The organism is Cellulomonas dongxiuzhuiae, assembly GCF_018623035.1.
Lineage (GTDB): Bacteria > Actinomycetota > Actinomycetes > Actinomycetales > Cellulomonadaceae > Cellulomonas > Cellulomonas dongxiuzhuiae.
This window is the reverse complement of the sequence record NZ_CP076023.1, coordinates 2280002-2301562: the sequence shown is the minus strand read 5'-3', so window position 1 is coordinate 2301562 and position 21561 is coordinate 2280002. Positions and strand designations below refer to the sequence as shown.

Here is a 21561-nt window from a genome sequence, read left to right as displayed (position 1 = left end):
TACGGACCCTGCGTCATCAGGATCGTCCCGTCTCCTCCGGGACACCCGCGACCGGCTTGGTCCGCGACCGCCCCGCGGTGTCCTTCAGGACGACGTACTTGAGGTCGACGTGCGGCTCCAGGGCGCTGAACTTGTCGTTGGGCGCGCCGATGACGAGCTGGAACCCCAGCCCGCGCCACGCGCCGACCGCGCGTCCCGTGAACCGCGCGTCGGCCTTGATCAGCGCCTCGTCCAGGAACACCGGGGCGTACCGCGGCCGCGCGGCACCAGCGTCCCCGAGCTGGTAGCGCAGCGCCGCACCGACGATGAACGCCACGAGCTCCTGCGACTCGCCACCGGACTTCTCCCCGATGTGGTCGTACAGCGCCACGTGCTCCCCGGCGAGGTCGACCTTCTCGGCGGACAGGCGCACGTGGCGGCGCACGTCGACGAGGTCCGCGAAGTCGGGCGACGAGCGCCGGATGCGGTCGATCACCTTGGCCATGCGGTGGTAACGGCGCTCGCGCTCGGCGTCCGTCGCCTCGGTCGACAGCTCCTCGCGCAGGTCCCGCAGCTCCTTGCGGAACCGGGCGACGACCGTCGACTGCGTGTCGCGCGCGTCGATCCGCAGCCGGTGGCCGTCGTCCGCGAACGGCAGGTCCGCGAGGATCTCGTTGACCGGCCGGATGCGTTCCTTGATCTCGCGCACCGAGCGGGTCAGCGCGCTGTGCAGGTCGGCCAGGTCGTTGCCCGACAGGCGCAGCAGGCTCGTGCGCCAGTCCGCCTCGAGCTCGTGCAGCCCGTGCGCCTGGAGCTCGGCGAGGATCCGGGCGTAGTCGGCGTACGACGCATCCGGGTCGGTGCCGAGGTTCGGGTCGGGCCAACGCTCCGCGAACGTCTCGAAGGTGCGCCGCAGCGCGTCGCGCGCGGTCGCGACGGTCTGCTGCGCGCTCTGCCGGTCGGCGCGCAGGAGGTCCGCGGCACGCGTGACGACGCCGTCGAAGGCCGCCAGGGCGTCGGCGGGGTCGCCCGCCGTCCCGGCTCCGTCACCGTGCGGAGTCGGCACCCCCGTCGTCCCCAGCACCTGGGAGAGGTAGCTGCGCTGCTCGGCGTCCAGCCGCGTGCCCGCGTGCTGCGCGGCGTCGAGCGCACCCTGCGCGGCGTCGACGTCGTCCGTCGTGGCCGACCAGCGCACGCCCAGCTCCGTCGCCGTGCCCTTGGTGCGGCCCAGCTGCTCGGTGAGGCCCTGGATCTGCGTCTCGAGCTCGGTCGCGCGCTGCTGGAGGCGCACGACGTCCGGGCTGCCGGACGTGACCTCCCCGACGAGCCGCTCCCACCGGTCGCGCTCGGCCTCGACCGCCGCGACGTCGACCTGGTCCCACGTGAGGTCGACGATCGCCGCGTACGCCCGCAGCGTCGCGTCGTGCCGGTCCCACGCGGACTCCGCGGCGTCGACGCGCGCCTCGGCGTCCGCGAGCCGGGCCTCGGCCCGGGCGACCTGCCGGTCGAGGTCGGCCAGCCGACGCGTGTTGGTGAACCCCAGGACGTTGGGCTTGCCCTGGCCGCCGTGCGCCCCGCGCCGGCCCTCGGAGACCTGCCCGGAGCGCGTGAGCGCCTTCTCGTGCTGAGCCAGCTCACCCGTGGTGTCGACGCAGACGTACGCGAACCGCGACGCCAGCTCGCTGCGCAGCCAGCCGGTGAAGGGCCCCTGGCGGTAGTCCAGCCGGCCCGGCAGGGTGCGCCCGTCGAGCCCGACGTCGTCCCGCATGCCCGTGGGGACGCCCTCGAACCGCAGGCGGCGGCTCGTGCGGACCGTGTCGATCGCGCGGCGGAAGGCCTGGAGGTGCGCGACGTCGATGAGCATGAGGGTCGCGAACCCGCCGAGCGCCAGGTTGAACGCGTCGCGCCACGGCTCGTGCTCGGTGCGGACCTCGACGAGCTCCGCGACGAACGGCAGGTCCTCGGTCGTCAGACCGGCGACCTTCGCCAGCGCGGCGCGCGTCGCGTGCAGGTCCGCCGGGACGTTGTCGTGCCGGTGCTGGGCGTCCGCCTGGTCACGCCGCAGCACGGCCAGGTCCACCGACGCCTCCTTGCGCTCGGCCATCGCGTCGAGGAGCGCCTGCCGAGCGCTCGCCTTGGCGTCGGCGTCCGCCAGCGCGTGCCGCGCGCGGCCCACCAGGTCCGTGAAGGCCTCCGACGACGCGACCGTCTCTCCGAGCGCCGAGGCGAGGACCTGGTCGAGGCGGGCCCGGGCCCGCGTGACCTCCTCGAGCCGGGCGGCCACGCCGCGCAGCTCGCGCTGTGCCGTGGCGAGCCGGTCGCCGCCGGACGCCCAGAGCGTCTCCTTGACGCCGTCGAGCTCGACACGTGCCGCCGTGACACGCGCCGACGTCTCCGCGGCCAGCCGCAGCGCCTCGCCGTGCCGCTGCCGCAGGTCCTGCTCGACGTCGCGCAGCAGGACCAGGCGTCGCTCGTGCCGCCACAGTGCGGCCGGCGACGTGCCGTCGTCGAACCCGCCCACCGCGTCGACGACGCGCAACCGGGCCGCCGCGCCCTCGATGGCGGTGCGGTGCTCGGCGATCGACTCCAGCGCCTTGACCTGCTGGCGCGCGGTGATCATCTGCTCGCGCGTGCCGGTGAGCTTGTCGAACTGCTCGACGACGGCGTCGGCCGTGGCGAACGTGTCCGGGTCCTCCAGCACCATCGACTTGTACAGCGCGTCGACGGTCGTGATCTGCTGCCCGGCCTGGATGCGCCCGAGCAGAGCGACGGCCTTGCCGCCGTCGCCGGCCGCGCCGATCCCCAGCGTCGAGTGCAGACGCGCGGTGAACTCCCGGTCGGTGTCGAAGCACGTCAGCCCGGCGGCCGTCAGCGCCGAGCGTGCCAGGCGCTGCGCGGCGGCGGGCTCGAGGTCGCGCAGGTCGAAGGGCCCCTCGCACGTCGCACGGACCGCCGTGACGTCCTCGAGCGTGCGCGCCACGGACGGGACGTACCAGCCGCGCACGGCCGTGAACCGCGTGCCCGACTGGTCCGCCCACGTCATCGCGATCGCCGACCAGGTGTCCTTGCCGTCGCCGCGCAGGACCCGCTGCCGCGTGCCGTCCTCGGTGCGGGACTCGTCGAGCTTGCCGCGCGCGTAGGACAGGATGTTGCGCTGGTCCTTGCCGCGCGGACGCCCCACGACACCGCCGTTGGAGGCGCCGTTGAACGGCGTGGTGTGGGGCATGAGCAGCGCGATGTACGCGTCCATCAGGGTGGACTTGCCGGACCCCGACCCGCCGGACAGCAGCGTCGCCGTCGACGCCAGCCGCACGCGGTGGTGCCCGTCGTAGCCACCCCAGTTGACGAGCTGCAGGTCCAGGGCGACCCACTGCTGGCCCGTCGACGCCGCGGGGATCAGCCCGAACAGCGAGTCGACCATCGTCACGGTGCCGTCTCCTCGTCGTCGTCCGCGTCGTCCCCGTCGTCGTCCTCGTCGTCGGCGCCGGCCACCTGGTCTGCCGACGCGTCGGCCTCCTCGGCGCCCTCCCCGTCGTGCCGTGCCTGCAGCCACGCCCGCAGCTCGGTGAGCCGCTCGGTGCTGAGCACGACCTCGACCAGGGACGTCACGCGGTAGCGGCCCTCGGACTCCTCCTCGATGACGCCGTCCTTCGCGAGCCGCGCGACGGCCGTGCGGATCTCGCGCTGGTGGGCGGCGACGTTCGTGTCGTCCGGGTCGAAGTACGTCAGCGCGGTCGCCTCGAGCTCCTCGACGTCCACGCGGGCCGACGTCTCGCCCGCGCCGCGCTCGCGCTGGAACACCGTGCGCAGGTGCACGAGCACGAGCGTCTCGGCGCGCGTGTACGGCTCGTCGCGCAGCAGCACCGGCACGTCGAGCTCGGCCGAGCGCACCTGCCGCTTGTACGCGATGCCGCGGTCGTGGTCGACGACGAGGTGCACGAACAGGTCGTGCAGCCGCGACTCGACGACCTGCTGGTTCTCCAGCAGTGTGCGCCACTGGGCGGTGTGGCGGTCCGCGAGCAGGAACCGCCGCTGCAGCAGCCGCACCAGCACCCGGCGCACGTCGGCGTCTAGCGTGCCGGTGTCACCGGCGAACAGCTCGGCCGGGTCGTCCTCCATCGCGACCGGCGAGATGAAGCCGCCGCTTCGCACCTCGGCGTCGTCGTGCGTGACGTCGGTGTCGGTCATGCGCCTTCTTCCCTCGTCCTCGTCGTGGCCGCGCCGAACGCGAACCGGCGGCGCGTGCCGTCCGGCCGGACCGCGTCCACGAACACGACCTCGTCGCTCTCCGTCATGCCGCGCTGGTGCGCGATCTCCAGCAGGCCCAGCAGGTCGACCGGGCGGCGCAGCTCGACCGGTGCGGCACCGAACGCCGCCGCCAGGTCCACCTGCGGGGAGCCGGCGGCGAACTCCACCAGGTGCGCGTCGAGGTCGGCGTACCGCGGACCGCCCCACGCGCGTGCGTCGGTGTCGCTCACGTCGCCGTCGTCGTCCCAGTCGGGCAACGCGTCCGGCGCCTGCGGCGGACGCAGGTCGTCCGGGGTGCGGCGCAGGTGCTCGACGTCCGCGACCGGCAGGCGCCGCAGCGGCGCGACGGCCTGCCCGCGCCGCGATCCCGGCAGCCACGCCTGCATGCCCGTCATGACGTCGCGCAGCAGGTCGTCGACCTGACGGTCGCGCAACGGGTCGTGGTTGCGCACCTGCGCCGTGATGACGTACGACGCCTCGCGCTGCGCCGCGAACACCTGGTCCAACCCCTGCTCGATGCGTCGGACCAGCTCGCGCAGGTCCGCCCGCTGCGCCGACGGCAGCCGCGCGGCGAACCGGTGCCGCAGCACGGTCTCGAGCTGCACGGCCAGCTCGTCGAGCCGCTGCGGGTCGCCCAGGAGCCGCAGGGCACCACCGAACGCGCGGCCCTCGGGCGTCGCGTCCATCACCTGCTCGCCGCGCCGCAGGTACTCACGCAGCACCTCGCCCGTGGGGCGCGCGTCCTGACGCAGCGCCGTGACCACGTCGCGCTGCATCGCCTTGATCGACTCGGCGACACGCGCGAAGTCCGCCGGCAGCTCGCGCACCAGGTGCACGACCGTCTCGGCCTCCTCGAGCAGCTCCTCGTCGTCGACCTCGTCGACCTGCCCGGTCCGCTCGAGGCGCGCGATCTCCTCCTGCAGACGTCGGACCTCGGTGTCAAGGCGTGCGATGCGCACCATGACGTCCGGGTCGGCGTCCAGGGCCAGGCGCTCGACCGCCTCGAGCACGGTGCGCACGCGCGACTGCGACACCCGTGCGCGCGTACCGCCCGCACGGCCCGCGACCTCGAGGGCACCCACCGCGTGCGCCGACAGCCGGTAGACCTCGACGTCGTCGTCCAGCACGTGCCGCACCAGCCAACCCACGTCGGCCCACTGGCGGCACAGGTCGCGCGCGGAGCCCACCGGCAGGTCGTCGCCGTGACCCGCGGCGCGCAGCTGGTCGAGCGCGTCGGCGACCTCGGTGTGCGCGTCGGCGACGGGGACCGAGGGCCGCTCGGCGGTGAACACGAGCGAGAGCAGCGAGACCACGAGGGGGGCGTGCCGCTTGTGCAGCAGGTCGAGCATGGGGTTCTGGAACGCCCGGACCGCGCCCAGGTACGCCCCTTCGACTCGAGTGATCATCGCGGGACAGCGTAGGTGGGTCGAGGTCGTCGGCGGGACACCGGGGCGCATGCGGCCGGGTGACGCTGCGCACCGCGCCACGCGCCGTCCGTCCGCAGCAGGAGGAACGCGGGTCGCACGAACGACAAGAGCCCCGATCCCGGCGGGGATCAGGGCTCGTGCCGTCGCTGTCTCAACGAGTGTCCGGAGGGGGACTTGAACCCCCACGCCCTTTCGGGCACTAGCACCTCAAGCTAGCGCGTCTGCCATTCCGCCACCCGGACAGGTGGACGTCCGCGGGGCCCTTGCGGGCACCTCGGCGCGGCAGAGAACATACCACGGTGCGGGAGGCGTCCCCGCATCGAGAACCGCTGCGCACGTCCGCCGGAGGGTCGCCGCGCACCCCTCCCCACCCGAGGGCAGACTGCACCTGACGGTTCCCCGTGGGTGGAGGTCGCAGCATGGTCGACGTGTCCGACACGCGCTCCTCACCCGGCCCCACCAGCGCGGCCGCGCGCAAGGTGGCCGGTGGCAGGCGCAACCCCGCGGTCGTCGGACGCGACGACACGGCCCCCCGGTGGCTGCGCCGCTCGGCGGGCGTCTCGTGGCGCCTGCTCGTGGTGCTCGCCGCTGTGGTCGTGGTGTTCTACGCCACGTCGCGCGTGACGCTGCTGTTCATCGCCGTGTTCCTCGCGCTGGTCTTCACGGCCGTGCTGCGCCCGCTCGTCGAGCTCATGTCCCGCGTCATGCCGCGCGGCCTGGCGACCGCGCTGTCGCTGCTCGCAGGGATCCTGTTCTTCGTCGGGCTGCTCACGTACGTGGGGTACTCGATCGCCACGCAGTGGAACGACCTGAGCAGGCAGTTCGCCACCGGCATCGAGCAGATCACCGACTTCCTCGAGAGCGGCACCCTGCCGTTCACCATCACGAACGAGCAGATCGCCGAGTGGATCGACAACGCGGTCAGGTGGATCCAGGACCACGCCGGCGACCTGGCCGGCGAGGTCGCGGCCAGCGCCGGCACGGTCGTCGAGGGCTTCACGGCGCTCGCCCTGGCGGTGTTCTGCACCATCTTCTTCCTCGCGCGCGGCGCCCAGATGTGGACGTGGTTCCTCAACCAGCTGCCCGCCCGGGCGCGCGGCACCTGGATGACCGCGGGAGGCGCCGGCTGGTACACCTTCTCCGGCTACACGCGCGGCACCGTGATCATCGCGATCACCGACGGGCTCCTCGCGTTCCTGCTGCTGAGCGTCCTGCGCGTCCCGCTCGCGGCGCCGCTCGCGGTGCTCGTGCTCATCGGTGCCTTCATCCCGCTCATCGGCGCGCCCGCCGCGATGGTCGTGGCGATGATCGTCGCGCTCGCGGCCAACGGGCTGTGGTGCGCGGTTGGCGTCGGTGTCGGGATCGCGCTGATCGGCCAGCTCGAGGGGCACGTGCTGCAGCCGCTGATCATGGGCAAGCAGGTCTCGTTGCACCCGGTCGTCGTCGCGCTCGCGGTGACCGCCGGCACGCTGACGGCGGGCATCCTCGGTGCCGTCATCTCGGTGCCGCTCGTCGCCGTGGCGTGGGCGATCTTCTCGCGGCTGCGCACGGTCGACCCCCCGATGGAGGAGGAGGACGACGACGCGGACGTCGACGAGGAGGACGAGGTGGCCCTCGCCGACCGGTAGGGCGCGGCGTCGGTCCCGGCCCGCGGCCCCGAGAGGGCGCCGGCCTTCGCTAGGTTGACCGCGTGGCAGCGCAGACGTCGGGCAGCGGGGTGAACACCCCGCGGGCGCAGACGGGCCCGCGCCCGCAGCACCTGCTCGCGACCGTGCTGGGGGAGTACCTGGACTCCTCCGACGCCCTGCTGCCGGCCGCTGCGCTCGTGGCGGTGCTGGGCGAGTTCGGCATCAGCCCCGGGAGCGCACGCGCGGCGCTCGCGCGCCTGGTGCGGCGAGGGCTCGTCGCGTCCCGGGGCAGCGGCCGGTCGACGACCTACCACGTGCGGCCCGACGTGATCGCGCACCACCGCGCCGTCATGCACGCCTTCCTCTCGTTCGGGGCGGTGCCGCGGACGTGGGACGGTCAGTGGCTCGTCGTGTCGTACTCCCTGCCGGAGTCCGGCCAGTCACACCGGCACGCCGTCCGCAAGGCGCTGGGGGAGCACGGCTTCGCGCGCCTCTACGACAGCGTGTGGATCAGCCCCGCCCCGGACCCCGCGACGGTGCGTGACGTCGTGAGGGAGCTGCTCGCCGACGTCGCGGGCGCCCGCTGGTCGGTCATGCGGGCCCGGTTCGACGACGATCCCGCGGCGCAGGGACCGCAGGGCGCCTACGACCTGGAGGCGCTCGGGGACGCGTACCGGGCGTTCGTGGCCGAGCATGCGCCGCTGCGGGCCGACGTGCGGGCGGGCCGCGTGACCCCGGCCCGTGCGCTCGTCGCGCGAGCGACCGTCATGGACGCGTGGCGGACCTTCGCCGACACCGACCCCGACCTGCCCGAGCACCTGCTGCCCCCGTCGTGGCCCCGGGCGGACGCGCGCGAGACGTTCCTCGAGGTCCACACGGCGCTGGGCCCGCTCGCGCAGGAGCGGCTGGTGGAGCTCATGGCGCCCTTCTGGCCCGAGGCGGCGTCCTGGGTGACGCACTTCGTGGCACCCGACGACCCGCTGGCGCCCCCTCGCGGGGGCCGGGCCGACGCTCCGCTGCCGCAGCGCTGACGCAGCGCAGGCGGACGGCCCGTGCGGCGACGGGCTCCCCCCTCGCACGCGGAAACGATTAGCACCCTGGCCCTCGTCGCCGGACTTCTCGACATTTGTCGTGACTGCGGCAACGGTATGGGCGCAGAAGCCCACAGCCCCGGAGGGAACCCCATGAGACGCACCATCGGACGAGCGGCGCTCGCAGCGGCAGTGGCCCTGGGAGGCCTGGTCGGCGCCGCGGTCCTGACGCCCGCGGTCGCCGCACCGAGCGGGTCGGGCCCGTACCCGGCCGACTACTGGACGACGAGTGTGCTGCCCAACCACACGATCTACCAGCCGCAGACCCTCCCGCAGGAGAAGATGCCGATCGTCGTCTGGAGCAACGGGGCCTGCGCGGCCGACGGCACCTCGGCGCAGAACTTCCTCAAGGAGATTGCGTCGCACGGCTTCCTCGTGGTCTCCAACGGCCGGCCCGGAGGCGGGGGCAGCTCCAGCTCGACCTGGCTGACGCAGGCCATCGACTGGGCGGTGGCCCAGAACACCAGCACGATCAGCAACCTGCGTGGCAGGCTCGACACGACCAAGATCGGCGTGGCCGGGTTCTCCTGCGGTGGTGTCGAGGCCTACGCCGTGTCCGGCGATCCGCGGGTCACCACGACCGGCATCTTCAGCAGCGGGCTGCTCAACGACGCGGACGACTACCAGCTGCGGCGCCTCGACCACCCGATCGCCTACTTCATCGGCGGGCCGAGCGACATCGCCTACCCGAACGCGATGGACGACTGGGGCAAGCTGCCCGCCGGCCTGCCCGCGTTCATGGGCAACCTCAACGTCGGTCACGGCGGGACGTACCACGAGACCAACGGCGGAGAGTTCGGCCGCGCGGCGCAGCTGTGGTTCCGGTGGCAGCTCAAGGGCGACACGCAGGCCGGACGCGCGTTCGTCGGGCCGAACTGCGGGCTGTGCAACACCGCCTGGACGGTCCAGCAGAAGAACCTGACGCTCAACGAGACGACGCCCACGCCGACGCCGACGCCGACGCCGAGCGTCACGCCGACGCCCACACCCACGCCCACGCCCACGCCGACGCCCACACCCACGCCGACGCAGGGCTCCGGTGGTGCGTGCACCGCGACGTACAAGGTCGCGAACCAGTGGGGCGAGGGCTTCGTCGCCGACGTCACCGTGACGGCGGGCGCGAACCTTGAGCGCTGGGTGGTCACGCTTCAGCTCCCCGGCGGTGCCGGGGTGGCGCACACCTGGAACGGTGTGCGCGGCAGTGCCAGCACCGGCGTGGTCACGGTGACGAACGCCGACTGGAACGGTCGGCTCGGGGCCGGTCAGAGCACCGGCTTCGGGTTCCAGGGGACCGGCAACGGGGCGGGCGCGACCGTCTCCTGCGCGGCCGCCTGACGGCCGGGGATGGTGCGACGCGGTGGGCCACGGGGGCGGCCCGCCGCGTCGCACCGTCCGACGTGCGGGCGGGGTGAGGGCTGAGACCCTCAACCGCGGCGGACGTTAGAACACGTGTTCGAGTACGCTGTTGCCATGTCCGGTGCGACGATCCTGCACGCCGACCTCGACGCGTTCTACGCCTCCGTCGAGCAGCTGCTGGACCCCCGGCTGCGCGGGCGGCCGATCGCCGTGGGCGGCAGCGCTCGCGGTGGCGTCGTGCTCGCGGCCTCCTACGAGGCCAAGGCCTACGGGGTCGCCGGCGGCATGCCGGGCTGGCGGGCCGCCCGGCTGTGCCCCTCGCTCCTGTTCGTCCCCGGGCGGTTCCGGGAGTACCAACCGCTCGCCGACCGCGTCATGGACGTCCTGGGTGACGTGACCCCGGCCGTCGAGCGCATCTCGATCGACGAGGCCTTCCTCGACGTCGCGGGCTCGACCCACCTGTTCGGCACCCCCGCGCAGATCGCGACGCTGCTGCGCCGACGGGTGCGCGACGAGATCGGCCTGCCCATCTCGGTCGGCGCTGCCCGGACCAAGCACCTGGCGAAGATCGCGTCGCAGGTGGCCAAGCCGGACGGGCTGGTGGTCGTGGAGCCCGAGGCCGAGCGCGCGTTCCTCGAGCCGCTGCCGGTCGGCCTGATGTGGGGGGTCGGGCCCGTCGCGCGGGCCCGGCTCGCGGAACGTGGCATCACCACGATCGGCGAGCTCGCGCGCACGCCGTCGAGCGCGGTCGAGCAGATCCTCGGGCAGGCGGTCGGTGCGCGGATGTCGGCGCTGTCGCACAACGAGGACCCGCGGCAGGTGGCCGGAGCGGGACGCGCCCGGTCCCTCGGGGCGCAGTCCGCACTGGGGCGCCAACGTGCGACGCGCGAGCTGGTCCGCGAGGTCCTCAGCCACCTCGCCGACCGCGTGGCGGGGCGGCTGCGTGCCAAGGACCGTGCCGGACGGACCGTGACGGTCCGGGTGCGGTTCCCCGGCATGCGGTCCGTCACGCGGTCGCTCACGCTGCCCGGACCGGTCGCGACGACGCTCACGCTCACCGAGGTCGCCGAGCAGCTCGTCTGGCAGGCGATCCGCGAGCAGCCGCATCCCGAGCCGGAGATCACCCTGCTGGCGGTCTCCGTGACCGGTCTCGTCGCGCAGTCGTCGCTGCAGCTCGAGCTGCCGCTGCTCACCGACGACCCGCGGCGACCCGGGTCGTCGCCCGGCGCCGCGCGCTGGGCGGTGGACCGGTCGGTCGACGCGGTGCGCGCCCGGTTCGGCAGCGGCGCCGTCGGCTACCTGCCCACGGCGATGCCGCGCGTGCGGACCGTGCCGGACGAGTTCCGCGAGCTCGCCGAGCACGACCTGTGAGGCGGCCGCGCGCGTTCTGCCCTCAGCGGATCGCGGCGCCACGGCCCGGGTCCGTCGCTACGTTCGCCTCATGGAGCACGACAGCGGTCCGCCCGGGCCGTCCCGCAGCCCATCCGCGTGGCGGCGCACGATCGGCGCGCTGCTGCGTGCCGCCCGGGAGGACCGGGGGATGCGGCTGGTCGACGTCGCCGTCCGGGCGCGCCTGTCGCCGCAGTACCTCTCCGAGGTCGAGCGCGGCCTCAAGGAGCCGTCGTCGGAGGTCCTCGCGGCGATCACGGCGGCCCTCGGGCTGACGCTGGTGGACCTCGCCCAGGGCATCGTCGACGCGCTCGACGCGCCCGTCCGGCGGAGCGCCGTGCTGTCCCTGACGTCCCGGACCGTGCCTCGTCACGCGACGCCGGTGCCCCGCGCGACGACGCTGCTCGCGGCCTGACACCGGGCCGGCGCCTCACCGCGCGCGGACGGACACGACCTGGTCCGCGAGGCCGTAGGCGACCGCCTCCTCGGCCGTGAGCACGAGGTCGCGGTCCGTGTCGCGCCGCAGCGTCGCGGTGTCCTTGCCGGTGTGCCGGGCCAGCACCTCCTCGAGCTCGGCGCGCACCCGCACGACCTCGTCCGCCGCCAGGATCAGGTCCGGGATGGTGCCCTGCCCGCGTGTCGACGGCTGGTGCAGCACGACGCGCCCGTGCGCGAGGATCGACCGGCGTCCCGCGGCGCCACCGGCGAGCAGCACGGCCGCGTCGGCGGCCGCCTGCCCGACGCACGTGGTCTCGACGGCGGGCCGCACGTACTGCATCGCGTCGTACACGGCGAGCATCGCCGACGTGGACCCGCCGGGGGAGTTCACGTACAGCTGGATCGGCAGGTCCGGGTTCTCGGACTCCAGGTGCAGCAGCTGGGCGACCAGCACGTTCGCGACCTGGTCGTCGATCGGTGTGCCCAGGTACACGATCCGCTCGGACAGCAGCCGGCTGAACACGTCGACCGTGCGCTCCACGTTGCCGCGCCGTTCGACGACGTTCGGCACCAGGTAGCCGCTCATGCGTCCAGCCCCGCGACCCCGATGCCGACGACGCCGCGGCGGCCTGCGGGTCGCACGTCGGCCACGTCGCGGACGATCGCGTCGACGAACCCGTAGGCCATCGCCTCCTGCGCCGTGAACCAGCGGTCGCGCAGCGAGTCCTCCCGCACACGCTCGACGCTCTGCCCGGTGTGCTGCGCGACGAGCCCCAGCACGGTGTCGCGCGTGTGCCGCAGGTCGTCGGCCTGCAGCTCGACGTCGACCGCGGTCCCGCCGATGCCGGCCGAGCCCTGGTGCAGCAGCACGCGCGCGTGCGGCATCGCGAACCGTTTGCCGGGCGTGCCGGCCGAGAGCAGGAACTGCCCGGCGCTCGCGGCCATGCCGACCGCGACGGTCCGGACGTCGTTGGGGATGACGCGCAGGACGTCGTGGATCGCCAGCATCGCGGGCACCGACCCGCCGGGCGAGCTGATCCACAGCGTCACGTCGGCGTGCGGGTCCTCGGTGGACAGCAGGAAGAGCTGGGCGGCCAGCCGGTGGCCGGTCTGCTCGTCGAGCGCCGTGCTCAGCACGACGATGCGCTCGTGGGCGAGCCGGGACAGCAGCTCGTCGTCGTAGGGCCGCGGGGGCGTCGGTGTGCTCATGGGCCCACCCTGCGCCGCCGCGCCGACGCGGGGTCGGCGGTGCTGCTCAGGGCGGATCCGCCCTCGGCAGCGCGGACGTCGGCGGGTGGGCCGTGCGCCCACGCCCTAGGCTCGTGCCCCGTGAGCAGCAGCGCGTCCGGCACCCTGACCAGCACGACCGTCGGCGACGCCGGTGCGCCCGTCGTGTTCCTGCACGGCCTGTTCGGGCAGGGCCGCAACTTCACGCAGATCGCCAAAGGCCTGCTCCCGGAGTACCGCTCGCTGCTGGTGGACCTGCCGAACCACGGCCGGTCCGCCTGGACCGACCGGTTCGACTACGCGTCGACCGCCGACCTCGTGGCCGACCACGTGCGCGCCGGGTTCGCGGCCGACGGACCGGTCCACGTGGTCGGGCACTCCATGGGTGGCAAGGTGGCGATGCTCCTCGCGCTGCGCCACCCCGACCTCGTCGACCGGCTGGTCGTCGCGGACATCGCCCCCGCGTCGGGCGGCTCCCAGGGGGAGTTCGCGCACCTGCTCGACAGCCTCGCGGCGATCGACCTGACGACGGTGACGCGCCGCGGCGAGGCCGACGAGCAGCTCGCCGCGCGCGTCGACGACGCGCGCGTGCGCGGCTTCCTCCTGCAGAACCTGCGCGCCGCCGACGGCGGCTTCCGGTGGCAGGCCAACCTCGACCTGCTGCGCCGCGACCTGTCCGAGATCGGCGGCTTCCCGGACGTCGGTGACGCCGCCTTCGACCGCCCGGTGCTGTGGGTGGCGGGCGACCGGTCCGACTACGTGCTCCCCGAGCACGGACCGGCGATGCGTCGGCTGTTTCCCCGCACGACGCTCGTGACGCTCAAGGGCGCGGGGCACTGGGTGCACTCCGAGCAGCCGGAGGCGTTCGTCTCGGTGCTGCGCACCTTCCTCGCCGCCGACGACCGCTGAGGTCCGGCGGCGGACGTCACACGTCGTCCGCGCGCAGGCCCCGTTCCGCGTGCAGACCCCGGTAGACGGCGGTCCGCAGCTCGATCGCGTAGGGCACGCGCTGGGGCATGCGCAGGTCGCGCGCCACGGCGATCTCCGCCTCCACGTCGTAGGGCACGCGCACGACCTGGAGCGCGAAGGGTGCGGTGGCATCGCCGCCCGGCTCGCCCTCGAGGACCACGTACGACGCGGTCGGCTCGTCGAGCGGGTTGCCGACGCTGCCGACGTTGAACAGCGTGCGTCCCTCGAACGTCTCGACGTAGGCGTCGTGCACGTCGCCGTAGCCGACCATCGTCGGGCTCGGACCGTCGCCGGTCAGCTCCGTCGTGGCGAACATCCCGTCGAACTCCTCGGGCGTGTGGTGGAACCGGACGCGCACGTGCACGCTGCGTGCCGACGCGTGCAGCAGCCGAATCCGTCGCCCGCTGAGCTCGAGGTGGTGCACGAGCGGCAGTCCCAGGAGCCACGCGTGGTCGTCGGGCGTGAGCTCGTCGTACCACCAGGTCAGGGCCTCGTCGCGCACGGTCTCGGGCCGCGGCAGGAAGTCGTCCCAGTTGCCGCGCACCGTGAGCGCGCAGCGCTCGCGGCTGCGCGCGACCGCGGCCGAGCCGCGCGGCCCCTTGCCGACGACGTCGCCCAGGTTGAGGACCGTCGCGATGCCACGCGCGTCGATGTCCCGCAGCACGGCGTCGAAGGCCGTCATGTTGCCGTGCACGTCGGACAGGACAGCGATGCGCTCCATCCCGTGCTCCCTTCCTGGTCCGGTGCGGGCGGGAGGCCCGGTCAGGCGGGCGAGACGCGGGCGCCGTGCCCGCCGAGCTCGTGCAGGGCGTCGAGCAGGACCCGGTTGAACGCCGCCGGGGCGTGGGAGTTCACGTCGTGCCCGGCCCGCGGCACGACGGTCAGACGGACGCCCGGCAGGGCGCGCAGGTAGCGCCGCTCGTCGAGACGCAGCGGGTCACGCCGGCCGTTGACGACCCACACCGGCAGCAGGAGGCGGCGCAGGTCCCGCAGCGGCGAGTACCCGGCGAGCGCGCCCAGCATGTCGGTGACGACGTGCCACGTCCCCTGGCCGAGACCCAGCCACCGCGTGACGCGCGTCGACGCGCGCCGGTACAGGTGCAGGGGCTTGCCCTTGATCTCGGTCGAGCACCCCGCCAGGACGACGCCCGCGAGCTTGCCCTCGTGCCGGCTCGCGTACGCCAGGGAGACGTACCCGCCGAGCGAGAGACCCACCAGCAGCGGGGGCGACGGGCAGGCCTCGACCGCCTCGTCGATCGCCGCGAGAGCACCGTCGAGCGTGAAGCGCTCGTCGCTGCGGGTGCCGTGGCCCGGCAGGTCGATCGCGAACGTCGGGTGGCCACCGTGACGCAGCGCGGAGACCTGGGCGTGCCAGATCTCCGACGACGTCCGGGTGCCGTGCACGAGCACGATGGGCCTGGAGATGGTCGTCCTCCTCTGCGGGTGCGTCCCTCCAGGTGTCGGCAACGTCGGTGCCGACCTGGAGCGACGCGTGAGGGTAACTCGCGTACCTGGGAGCGGCAGCGGGGTCGCGCGACCCCTCACCAACTCCTCACACGAGCGCCGTGAGCGCGCTCGGCGGGACCGTGCCCGGTCAGGCCGGTGCGACGGCGTGCAGCAGCCGCCGGGTCTGCTCGACGTACCCGCTGCCGAACAGCAGCGCGTGCACGGCGACCGGGTACAGCTGGTGCAGCCCCACCCGGTGGCGCCAGCCGCCGTGCAGCGGGTGCGCCTCCTGGTAGCCGTCCAGGACGTCCTGCAGGTGCGGCAGGCCGAACAGCGCGAGCATCGCCAGGTCCGACTCGCGGTGCCCGCCGTGCGCCGCGGGGTCGATGAGCGTGACCCCCTGGTCCGTCCACACGACGTTGCCCTGCCACAGGTCGCCGTGGACGCGCGCCGGAGGGTCGGGGTCGTCCCACCGGCCGTCGTGCAGCAGACCGCGGAGCCGGTCGAACGCGGCCTCGTCGGCGCGCGTCGCCAGGCCCGCGTCGCGCAGCGCGCGGGCGACGGGCGCGACCCGGCACTCGGCGAGGAACGCGCCCCAGGCGTCGTACCGGCCGGCGCGCATCGGTAGCGGTGCGTCGAGCGGGCCGAACCAGCTGTCACCGCGCCAGCCGTCGGGCGGGACGCCGAACGCCTCGGCGCCCGCGTCGTGCGTGCGTGCCAGCGCGGCGCCGAACACGCGGGCCGCCTCCCGCCCCGGGGGCACCGGCCGCAGCCGGACGAGGTCGAGGTGGTCGTCGGCGACCTCCAGCACCTGCACCACACGGGCGCCGCCCGCGGCGGCGAGCCAGCGCAGCCCCGCCGCCTCGCACGCGAAGAACCCGTGCGGGGCGTCGTGCCGGGACTTGCGGTGCAGGGGCGTGGCACCCGACGCCCCCGGCGCCGGACGGGTCGCTGCCATGGCCGCACGCTACCGAACGCCCGCGCGGCGCCGTACGGTCGAAGGACAGCCACGTCGCACCCCCCGGGGGCCCACCACCGCCCCCGCCTCCCGACAGGAGCCCCACCATGCAGGTCGGCATCCCGCGCGAGACCAAGAACGGCGAGCACCGCGTGGCCCTCACGCCCGCGGGGGCGCAGCACCTCGTCGCCGCCGGCCACGACGTCCTCGTCGAGACGGGCGCCGGCACGGGCTCCGCGATCGAGGACGCGGACTACGCGGCCGCCGGCGCCCGCGTCGTGCCCACGCCGGACGACGCCTGGGCCGCCGAGCTCGTCTGCAAGGTGAAGGAGCCGGAGGCCGCCGAGCACGCGTACCTGCGCGACGACCTCACGCTGTTCACGTACCTGCACCTCGCCGCCGACCGCGCGACCACCGACGCTCTGCTCGCCGCCGGGACCACCTCGATCGCCTACGAGACGGTGCAGCTCCCCGACGGCTCGCTGCCCCTGCTCGCCCCCATGAGCGAGGTCGCCGGACGCCTGGCCACGCAGGTCGGCGCCTACCACCTCATGCGTCACGCCGGCGGTCGCGGCGTCCTGCTCGGCGGCGTCCCGGGCGTCGACGGCGCGAAGGTCGTCGTCCTCGGCGGTGGCGTCGTGGGCACGCACGCCGCCCAGATCGCCGTCGGGATGCGCGCCGACGTCACCGTGCTCGACCTGTCCCTGCCGCGCCTGCGCGAGCTCGACGACCTCTTCGACGGGCGCGTGCGCACCCTCGCGTCCTCCGCCTGGGCGATCGAGCGCGAGCTGCTCGACGCCGACCTCGTCGTCGGGGCCGTCCTCCTGCCCGGTGCCCGTGCCCCGCGCCTCGTGAGCGACGAGCTGGTGTCCCGCATGCGGCGCGGCTCGGTCCTCGTCGACGTGGCCGTCGACCAGGGCGGCTGCTTCGAGAGCACGCACGCCACGACCCACGACGACCCCACGTTCCCCGTCCACGGGTCGCTGCTCTACTGCGTCGCCAACATGCCCGGGGCTGTTCCCGTGACCTCGACGCGGGCCCTGACCAACGTGACGCTCCCGTACCTGGCGGCGCTCGCGGGCGATGGCTGGCGCGCCGCCGCCGCCGCGGACCCCGCGCTCGCGGCCGGGTTGACGACGCACGCCGGCCACCTGCTCAACGCGGCCGTCGCGCAGGCGCACGGACGGTCCTGGACGCCCCCGGACGACGTGCTCGCCGCGCCCACAGGGACGACCGGCACGGGCGCCACGCGCTGACCGCGACAACGGGCACGGAGGTACCCCCCGGGATGTGACGATGGGACCCATGACCTCCGACGCGCTGCCGCTCGCCGCCACCAACCCGTTCGCACGTGCGTCCGACCTGCCGTACGGGCTGCCCGACTTCCGTGAGCTGCGCGAGGACCACTACCTGCCCGCGCTGCTCGCCGGGATGGCCGAGCAGCGCGCCGAGGTCGAGGCGATCGCGACCGACCCGGCCGACCCGACGGTCGAGAACACGCTGGCCGCGCTCGAGCGCTCGGGCCGGCTCCTGCACCGTGCGGCCTCGGCGTTCTACGTCCAGTCCGGCGCGGAGTCGACACCGGCGCTGCAGGCCGTCGAGGAGCAGGTCGCGCCCCTGCTTGCGGAGCACTCCGACGCGATCTGGCTCGACGCGCGGCTGCACGCGCGCGTCGAGGCCCTCGCCGCACGCGTGGCGGACGACGAGGCGGAGCTCGCGCCCGACACCGCGTGGCTGCTGCACCGCACGCGGACGCGGTTCGCGCGCGCCGGTGTCGGGCTGGGCGAGGCGGACCAGCAGCGGCTGCGCGCGATCAACGCGGAGATCACGACGCTCGACGCGGCGTTCGGGCGCCTCCTGCTCGCGGGTGCCAACGCCGCGGCCGTCCTCGTGACCGACGAGGCCGAGCTCGACGGGCTGCCGGACGACGCGCGCGACGCCGCGGCGCAGGCCGCCGCCGCACGCGGGCACGAGGGTGCGTGGCTGATCGAGCTGCAGCTGCCCACGCAGCAGTCGGTGCTGTCGCTCCTGCGCGACCGCGGCCTGCGCGAGCGGGTCATGACCGCGTCGACCACACGCGGTGCGACGGGGGACGAGCACGACACGCGCAGCACCCTGCTGGGGCTCGTGCGCCTGCGCGCCGAGCGCGCCCGGCTGCTGGGCTTCGAGCACCACGCCGCCTACGTCGCGGCGGACGCCACGGCCGGGTCGGCGCAGGCCGTCGAGGAGATGCTGACGCGCCTCGCGCCGGCCGCGGTCACGAACGCGCGCGCCGAGGCCGCCGACCTGGAGCACGCGCTGCAGGCCGACCACCCGGGCGCGTCCCTCGAGCCGTGGGACTGGTCGTACTACGCCGGGCGCGTCCGCCAGGAGCGCCGCGCCCTCGACGAGGCCGAGCTGCGCCCGTACCTCGAGCTCGAGCGCGTGCTCGCCGACGGCGTGTTCCTCGCGGCGAACCGGCTGTACGGGCTGACCTTCGCCGAGCGCCACGACCTCGTCGGCTACCACCCCGACGTGCGCGTCTTCGAGGTGTTCGACGCCGACGGCTCGGGACTCGGCCTGTTCCTCGGCGACTGGTGGACCCGGCCCGCCAAGCGCGGCGGCGCGTGGATGAACTCGCTCGTCGACCAGTCGACCCTGCTGGGTGAGGCGCCCGTCGTCGTCAACAACCTCAACGTCCCGCAACCGCCCCCGGGGCAGCCGACGCTGCTCACCTGGGACGAGGTCATCACCCTGTTCCACGAGTTCGGGCACGCGCTGCACGGCCTGCTGTCCGCCGTGCGGTACCCGTCGCAGTCCGGCACGAGCGTGCCGCGCGACTTCGTCGAGTACCCCTCGCAGGTCAACGAGATGTGGGCGTGGGACCCCGAGGTGCTGCGGTCGTTCGCGGTGCACCACGAGACGGGCGAGCCGATGCCCGACGCGTGGGTCGAGACGCTGCTCGCGGCGCGCCAGGACGGCGAGGGGTTCGCCACCACCGAGTACCTCGCGGCCGCGCTGCTGGACCAGGCCTGGTACCGGCTCGCTCCGCAGGACGTACCGACCGACCCGGAGCAGGTCGAGGCCTTCGAGGCCCGCGCGCTGCGTGACGCGGGCGTGGACCTGCGGACCGTCCCGCCGCGCTACCGCACGACCTACTTCAACCACATCTTCGGCAGCGGGTACTCGGCCGGGTACTACGCCTACATCTGGTCCGAGGTGCTCGACGCGGACACCGTCGACTGGTTCGCCGAGAACGGCGGGCTGCGCCGCGAGAACGGCGACGTCTTCCGCTCGCGGCTGCTCGGTCGTGGCGGATCCATCGACCCGCTGCAGGCGTTCCGCGACCTGCGCGGCCGCGACCCGCACATCGAGCCGCTGCTGGTGCGTCGCGGTCTGACGACACGATGACCGCCGCCGACGTGCGCGCCGTCCCGGCCGCCGAGGACGAGGTCGTCGACCTGTGCCGCGACCTCATCCGCATCGACACGACGAACCCGGGCGACGGCAGCGGGCCGGGGGAGCGGGAGGCCGCCGAGTACGTCGTCGGCCTGCTGCAGGACGTCGGGCTCGAGCCCGAGCTGTTCGAGAGCGCACCGGGGCGGGCCAACGTCGTCGTGCGCCTCGAAGGTGCCGACGCGTCGCGTCCGGCGCTCGTCGTGCACGGGCATCTCGACGTCGTCCCCGCGCACGCGGCGGACTGGTCGGTCGACCCGTTCGCGGCCGAGCTGCGCGACGGCCTCGTGTGGGGGCGCGGGGCCGTCGACATGAAGGACATGGACGCGATGGTCCTCGCGGTCGTCCGGCAGATGGTGCGCGAGGGGCGGCGCCCCGCGCGGGACGTCGTGCTGGCGATGTTCGCCGACGAGGAGGCCGGCGGGCGGCTCGGCGCCCACTGGGCCGTGGACCACCGGCCCGAGCTGTTCGCGGGTGCGACCGAGGCGATCAGCGAGGTCGGGGGCTTCTCGGTCGACGTCGCGGGGCAGCGCGTCTACCTGCTGCAGACCGCGGAGAAGGGGCTGGCGTGGCTGCGGCTCGTCGCTCATGGGCGCGCGGGGCACGGCAGCCAGGTCAACACCGACAACGCCGTGACGCACCTGGCGGCCGCGGTCGCGCGCATCGGCGAGCACGCGTGGCCGCTGCAGCTCACGCCGACCGTGCGGGCGCTGCTCACGGGCGTCGCCGACCTCACGGGCCTGCCGTTCGACCCCGAGGACCCGGCGACGCTCGACGCCCTGGTCGACGCGCTGGGGCCGGCGTCGACGTTCGTCGGGGCCACGCTGCGGCACTCCACGAACCCGACGCGGCTGGCCGCGGGCTACAAGGAGAACGTCATCCCGGGCGGCGCCACCGCGGCGGTCGACGGGCGTTTCCTGCCCGGGCTGTCCGACGAGTTCGACGCGACGGTCGCCCGGCTCGTCGGGCCGCACGTGCGGGTCGAGGACCTCGTGCGCGACACCGGGCTCGAGGCGCCCTTCGAGGGAGCGCTCGTGGACGCGATGGTGGCGGCCGTCGTCGCCGAGGACCCCGGCGCCCACGTCCTGCCGTACATGCTCTCCGGGGGGACCGACAACAAGTCGCTGTCGCTGCTCGGCATCACCGGCTACGGCTTCGCGCCGCTGCGCCTACCGCCCGACCTCGACTTCGCCGGGATGTTCCACGGCGTCGACGAGCGGGTGCCGGTCGATGCGCTGCGCTTCGGCACGCGCGTGCTGGACCGGCTGCTGAGCACCTGCTGAACGGCGCGCGGGCCGCCTCGCGAGGCGACGCGGCCGCGCGCCCGGCGTGTCAGCCCAGCGTCTCGGCGAGCGTCGAGCGGACGCGGATGATCTTGCGCCGCAGCCACACGCGCCGCTCACCGCCGGCGTAGAGCCGCAGGCGGGCGAGCTCCCAGCGCCCGTACTCGGCCTCGTCCGTCAGCATGCGCCGGGCGTCGCTGCCGGACGTCGTCGCGGGGATGCGCAGCACGCGGTACTCCCACTGCCCGCCGTGCGCGTCCCACTCGCTGTGCCGCCTGCGCACCGTGCTGTCCGCCATCGTCCACCTCGTCCCGTCCGTCCGGGTCCCGGCGCCGTGCCAGGAGCGCCCTCGGGCGCCGCTGCGGTGCCATTGTGCCCCCACGGCGCTACGGTCATCGCATGACCGTGGACCCGCGCGCCGCCCTCGACCGTCTGGTGGCCGCCCTGGAGGCGCACTACGCCGCCGTCCTGAGCAAGAAGGACGACGACGACCCTGCGGTCGACGACGCGTACGACGTGCTGGCCGACGCCTTCGAGGTGTACGACGACGCGCTGGGAACGGTGCACGGCGAGGCCACGCCGTTCTACCTCGGCGAGGACGACGACGAGGACGAGGACGAGGACGAGGACGACCTCGACGAGGACGACCTCGAGGTCGAGGACGCCTGAACCCGCTCGGGCCGCACG

General features: G+C 74.4%; 19 protein-coding genes and 1 tRNA gene. 10 read left to right on the top strand and 10 right to left on the bottom strand.

Annotated features, from left to right (window positions below; all coding sequences use genetic code 11):
* Positions 1-16: 16 nt before the first annotated feature.
* From KKR89_RS10280 to KKR89_RS10265, 4 genes are all read right to left on the bottom strand, one after another.
* Entirely contained in the window at positions 17-3406 is a 3390-nt protein-coding gene (locus tag KKR89_RS10280) for an ATP-binding protein (protein WP_208195261.1), read from the bottom strand.
* Positions 3403-4167 carry a DUF4194 domain-containing protein gene (locus tag KKR89_RS10275; protein WP_208195260.1) on the bottom strand — a complete coding sequence of 255 codons (765 nt, stop codon included), beginning with the start codon at positions 4165-4167 and terminating at the stop codon, positions 3403-3405. Before KKR89_RS10275 ends, KKR89_RS10280 begins: the two co-directional genes overlap by 4 nt.
* Complete coding sequence (locus KKR89_RS10270) at positions 4164-5633, bottom strand: DUF3375 domain-containing protein (RefSeq protein WP_208195259.1); 1470 nt, start codon at positions 5631-5633, stop codon at positions 4164-4166. Before KKR89_RS10270 ends, KKR89_RS10275 begins: the two co-directional genes overlap by 4 nt.
* A gap of 180 nt (positions 5634-5813) precedes the next feature.
* A tRNA-Leu gene (locus tag KKR89_RS10265) sits at positions 5814-5896 on the bottom strand.
* Positions 5897-6073: 177 nt separating this feature from the next.
* Between KKR89_RS10265 and KKR89_RS10260 the strand changes: the two genes are divergently transcribed.
* The 5 genes from KKR89_RS10260 to KKR89_RS10240 all read left to right on the top strand — a co-directional run bounded on the left by KKR89_RS10260 (position 6074) and on the right by KKR89_RS10240 (position 11533).
* The gene (locus KKR89_RS10260; protein ID WP_208195258.1) at positions 6074-7282 is read left to right on the top strand and encodes an AI-2E family transporter; all 1209 of its coding nucleotides are present in this window, start codon (positions 6074-6076) and stop codon (positions 7280-7282) included.
* A gap of 62 nt (positions 7283-7344) precedes the next feature.
* Positions 7345-8313 (top strand): PaaX family transcriptional regulator, encoded by a 969-nt coding sequence (locus KKR89_RS10255; protein ID WP_251140849.1) that lies wholly within the window; start codon positions 7345-7347, stop codon positions 8311-8313.
* A gap of 153 nt (positions 8314-8466) precedes the next feature.
* A complete protein-coding gene (locus tag KKR89_RS10250; RefSeq protein WP_208195257.1) occupies positions 8467-9708 on the top strand; it encodes a cellulose binding domain-containing protein in 1242 nt (413 codons plus the stop codon).
* A 135-nt stretch (positions 9709-9843) separates the two neighbouring features.
* Positions 9844-11100 carry a DNA polymerase IV gene (gene dinB / locus KKR89_RS10245; protein ID WP_208195256.1) on the top strand — a complete coding sequence of 419 codons (1257 nt, stop codon included), beginning with the start codon at positions 9844-9846 and terminating at the stop codon, positions 11098-11100.
* Positions 11101-11170: 70 nt separating this feature from the next.
* Complete coding sequence (locus tag KKR89_RS10240; RefSeq protein WP_208195255.1) at positions 11171-11533, top strand: helix-turn-helix domain-containing protein; 363 nt, start codon at positions 11171-11173, stop codon at positions 11531-11533.
* A 15-nt stretch (positions 11534-11548) separates the two neighbouring features.
* Here the strand turns inward: KKR89_RS10240 and KKR89_RS10235 are convergent, their stop codons facing one another.
* Both KKR89_RS10235 and KKR89_RS10230 read right to left on the bottom strand, forming a co-directional pair.
* Positions 11549-12142 carry a ClpP family protease gene (locus KKR89_RS10235; protein ID WP_208195254.1) on the bottom strand — a complete coding sequence of 198 codons (594 nt, stop codon included), beginning with the start codon at positions 12140-12142 and terminating at the stop codon, positions 11549-11551.
* Entirely contained in the window at positions 12139-12765 is a 627-nt protein-coding gene (locus KKR89_RS10230; protein WP_208195253.1) for a ClpP family protease, read from the bottom strand. Before KKR89_RS10230 ends, KKR89_RS10235 begins: the two co-directional genes overlap by 4 nt.
* Positions 12766-12885: 120 nt before the next feature.
* Between KKR89_RS10230 and KKR89_RS10225 the strand changes: the two genes are divergently transcribed.
* Entirely contained in the window at positions 12886-13692 is an 807-nt protein-coding gene (locus tag KKR89_RS10225; protein WP_208195252.1) for an alpha/beta fold hydrolase, read from the top strand.
* A 16-nt stretch (positions 13693-13708) separates the two neighbouring features.
* On the opposite strand, the gene KKR89_RS10220 is transcribed toward KKR89_RS10225, so the two are convergent.
* From KKR89_RS10220 to KKR89_RS10210, 3 genes are all read right to left on the bottom strand, one after another.
* Positions 13709-14473 (bottom strand): metallophosphoesterase family protein, encoded by a 765-nt coding sequence (locus tag KKR89_RS10220; RefSeq protein WP_208195251.1) that lies wholly within the window; start codon positions 14471-14473, stop codon positions 13709-13711.
* 41 nt (positions 14474-14514) lie between these two features.
* Positions 14515-15156, bottom strand: coding sequence for an alpha/beta fold hydrolase (locus KKR89_RS10215; RefSeq protein WP_251140848.1), 642 nt, complete (start codon positions 15154-15156; stop codon positions 14515-14517).
* 190 nt (positions 15157-15346) lie between these two features.
* Positions 15347-16156, bottom strand: a complete 810-nt coding sequence (locus KKR89_RS10210) for a fructosamine kinase family protein (RefSeq protein ID WP_208195249.1) — start codon at positions 16154-16156, stop codon at positions 15347-15349.
* 107 nt (positions 16157-16263) lie between these two features.
* On the opposite strand from KKR89_RS10210, the gene ald reads away from it, so the two are divergent.
* From ald to KKR89_RS10195, 3 genes are read left to right on the top strand one after another with little or no spacing between them, the layout of a single operon-like run.
* Complete coding sequence (ald, locus tag KKR89_RS10205; RefSeq protein ID WP_208195248.1) at positions 16264-17412, top strand: alanine dehydrogenase; 1149 nt, start codon at positions 16264-16266, stop codon at positions 17410-17412.
* Positions 17413-17452: 40 nt separating this feature from the next.
* The gene (locus KKR89_RS10200; RefSeq protein ID WP_372438478.1) at positions 17453-19546 is read left to right on the top strand and encodes a M3 family metallopeptidase; all 2094 of its coding nucleotides are present in this window, start codon (positions 17453-17455) and stop codon (positions 19544-19546) included.
* The gene (locus KKR89_RS10195) at positions 19543-20874 is read left to right on the top strand and encodes a M20/M25/M40 family metallo-hydrolase (RefSeq protein WP_208195246.1); all 1332 of its coding nucleotides are present in this window, start codon (positions 19543-19545) and stop codon (positions 20872-20874) included. The genes KKR89_RS10200 and KKR89_RS10195 overlap by 4 nt, the downstream gene beginning before the upstream one ends.
* A gap of 49 nt (positions 20875-20923) precedes the next feature.
* Here KKR89_RS10195 and KKR89_RS10190 read toward each other — a convergent pair whose 3' ends face one another.
* Entirely contained in the window at positions 20924-21172 is a 249-nt protein-coding gene (locus KKR89_RS10190) for a DUF5703 family protein (RefSeq protein ID WP_208195245.1), read from the bottom strand.
* A gap of 101 nt (positions 21173-21273) precedes the next feature.
* On the opposite strand from KKR89_RS10190, the gene KKR89_RS10185 reads away from it, so the two are divergent.
* Positions 21274-21543: a primosomal protein gene (locus tag KKR89_RS10185; protein WP_208195244.1), complete on the top strand. Its 270-nt coding sequence runs from the start codon at positions 21274-21276 to the stop codon at positions 21541-21543.
* Positions 21544-21561: the final 18 nt, after the last annotated feature.